Raw genomic sequence first — 2,946 nt, forward strand, 5'->3', positions numbered from 1 at the left:
GATGTGTATAAGAGACAGCACCAAACAGCGCCCCTGCCCCCAACCCCCCAGGGGCGCGGGGAACTGCGCGCTCAGCCACCGTGGACTGGCACCCGGATGATGGCGGCGTCCGCGCGGGCCCGCGCCTCTTGGGCAGGGCGGCGCTGGGCCCCGTTAGGGGCGCGGGGAACTGCGCGGCCAGCCACCATGGGCCCGCACTCGGATGACGGCGGCGCCCGGTGGCCCCGGCGTCAGCAAGCGAGCCGTGCCGACCCCCAGTCGCCGTGGTCCGACGTGATCCCGTCACCCCCGTCGGTCACGACGAGGCGCACCACCCGCGCCCCACCCACGTCCGCGACCAGCGCCCGCGCCGCGTCCGCGTTCGTGAGGACCCCGGTCGACGCGACCTTCGTACCGTCAGCCCAGATCTCGAACGCGACGGACCCGTCCGCCCCCTCCTCGTCGTCGACACCGACCTCCGCGGTGACGCTCTCGCAGGCCCCGCCCGCGTAGAACTCGACGGCGCTCTCGGCGTGGACGCCGAGCCCGGTGGCGTACACGGCGCCGTTGATCGTGAGCGGACCGCCGTCGCCCGCCGCGCTCTCGCCGTTGCTGGTGTCGCGCTCGACAGGCCCCCAGCCGTTGGTCGCCGACAGCCACGGAAGCGAGCCGAGACTCGACGTGCCGGACGGCGGCGCCACCGCGACGGTCGCCGTCAGCGGCAGCACGCTCTCGGCCCGCACCCCGCCCGGCGAGCGGTACACGGCCTTCAGCGTCACGTCGTACACCCCCGGGGACGTGCCGGCGGGCGCGGTGACCGTCCACCTCGTGCGCAGCGTCCTGCCGGTCGGCAGGGAGCCCGCGGTGCTCGGCGAGCCGGCCTTCACCCGCCACCCCGCGGGCCCGGTCACGGAGACGGAGACGCGCCGCGCGGGCGTGCGGCCCAGATCGGTGACCGACGTCGTCAGCGCGGTCGCCCTGCCCGCCTCGGTCAACGTGTCGCCGTCCACGCCGAGTTCCACGGCGGGCGGGTGCACGGCCCACCGGTCGTCGGCCGAGACACGGACGAGGACCGTGCCGTGCGCGGGGACGGTCGCCGAGATCGTGCCCGCCGTGTTGTAGCTCCTGTGCTGCCACAGATCGCGCAGCGTGTAGGCGTCCGCCTCGGGCAGCCCGACGGCCTTCGCGCTGGTGGCGATCCGCTGCGGGCTGCCGGTCTCGTTGAAGAGGGCGACGGCGCGGCTGCCGTCCTGCATCTCCTTGGCGACGACCCAGCGACCGCCTTCGGAGGAGAGCACCGCGCCCTGCTTGCCGAGCGGGTCCTGGTCGACCGCGATGACCTCCTTGTTGCCGATGATGCCGAAGGTCTCCTCGGACGCGGACCGCAGGTCCGAGCCGATGAGCAGCGGCGCGGCCATGACCGACCACATCGAGAAGTGCGTGCGGTACTCCGTGGCCGTCATCCCGCCGTTGCCGACCTCCAGCATGTCGGGGTCGTTCCACCGCCCGGGGCCGGCGTACTGCGCGAGCGGCAGGTTCTGCTTCATGATCGAGAGCATCGAACCCCAGGTGTCACTGATGTCCCCGGTCGTACGCCACAGCTGGCCGACGCCGGCCGCCCACTCCCAGGGCTTGTTCTCGCCCCACTCGCAGATGCTGTAGACGATGGGACGGCCGGTCGCCTGCGAAGCGGCCTTCAGGGCGTCCCGCATCGTCGTGTAGCGCTGCTTGGCGTCCACGCCCTGGTTGTTGCAGTTGTCGTACTTGAGGTAGTCGACGCCCCAGTCCGCGAACTGCCGGGCGTCGCTGTACTCGTGGCCCAGCGCGCCGGGGAATCCCGCGTCGTTGCAGGTCTTCGTGCCCGCGCTGGTGTAGATGCCGAGTTTGAGCCCCTTGGCGTGCACGTAGTCGGCGACCGCCTTGATCCCGCCGGGGAAGCGGGCCGGGTCCGGCACCAGTTTGCCGTCGGCGTCACGGGCGGGCAGTGCCCAGCAGTCGTCGAGGTTGACGTACTCGTACCCGGCGTCCTTGAGACCCTTGTCGACGAAGATGTCCGCGATCCCCTTGACCATCGCCTCGTCGAACTCGGCCCGGCAGTGCGTGGAGTTCCAGTTGTTGAAGCCCATGGGCGGGGTGAGGGCGAGGCCGTCGTCCGGGGCCGCGGCGGCCGACACCGGCGAGACCGACGCCGCAGCGGCCGGTGGTGTCGCGGCGCCGGCGGCCGGGACCGGCCCGGCCGTCCCCCAGGTACCGGTCAGCCCCAACGCGCCGAGCAGCCCGGCGGTGAGTGCTCCGACCACTCCTCGGCGAGGTGTGCGGGTGGGAAGGTGACGCATCGTTACGTTCCTCCGTACTCGCGAAAGGTTGGATGACCGCATGTCCGCGTCATCCATGCGCGTTTACGGTAGGACCTGTTGCACTGTGGTGGAAGGGATGCGGTCGTGGTTGTTCGATATCCCGTCAAATCCCTTGAGCATGCGTCTTGGAGCGTGCATTCCGAGCCGTACGTGCGGTTGTGTTGATTTGAGCCAGGGATTTTCCACGCGCGGTCTCTGTCGACCCGGTGCACGGCACCTGACGGCGAGAACAGGACATCGGATGTCAGTGCACGGGTGGAGGGCCGACCGTGGGGTGCGGAAAGCCCGACCGTGACTCATGGGCGGGTCGGCAGTTGAGTGGAGCATGAAGAAGCGCAGCATGCTCGCCATCGCGTCCCTCGCCACCGGCTTCGTGGTGGCGGCCGTCACCCCGTCCCACTCCCTCGACGGTGACGCCCTCAACAGCCTCAGCACGCTCGATGTCCAGGACACCCTCAGCACGGTCGACCAGACGATCGGCGAGGGCAGCCTGGCGACGGACGGAAGCTCCCCGGCACAGGACGGCTGACCGGGCCGTTCCCGCCCGTCCGGCCCCGTCACGACCCCGGAGCCCGGCCCGCCGAGGGCCGGGCTTCCGTGCGTGTTCGAG

2 protein-coding genes are annotated in these 2,946 nt (G+C 71.2%); one reads left to right on the forward strand and one right to left on the reverse strand.

From position 1 onward, the window contains the following. Nucleotides 1-230 precede the first annotated feature (230 nt). The gene (locus ACFWGJ_RS43090) at nt 231-2,315 is read right to left on the reverse strand and encodes an NPCBM/NEW2 domain-containing protein (protein WP_387334425.1); all 2,085 of its coding nucleotides are present in this window, start codon (nt 2,313-2,315) and stop codon (nt 231-233) included. Between the two features lie 346 nt (nt 2,316-2,661). Here ACFWGJ_RS43090 and ACFWGJ_RS43095 point away from each other — a divergent pair, with 346 nt between their 5' ends. Next, nucleotides 2,662-2,865 carry a hypothetical protein gene (locus ACFWGJ_RS43095; protein ID WP_387334426.1) on the forward strand — a complete coding sequence of 68 codons (204 nt, stop codon included), beginning with the start codon at nt 2,662-2,664 and terminating at the stop codon, nt 2,863-2,865. The last annotated feature ends 81 nt before the right edge of the window (nt 2,866-2,946 follow it).

This window comes from Streptomyces sp. NPDC060205 (assembly GCF_042728395.1).
In the GTDB taxonomy this organism is placed as follows: domain Bacteria; phylum Actinomycetota; class Actinomycetes; order Streptomycetales; family Streptomycetaceae; genus Streptomyces.

Bases quoted from the DNA above. Each gene is read 5' to 3' on its own strand.
- ACFWGJ_RS43090 (WP_387334425.1), bottom strand. From the start codon at position 2,315: ATGCGTCACCTTCCCACCCGCACACCTCGCCGAGGAGTGGTCGGAGCA.
- ACFWGJ_RS43095 (WP_387334426.1), top strand. From the start codon at position 2,662: ATGAAGAAGCGCAGCATGCTCGCCATCGCGTCCCTCGCCACCGGCTTC.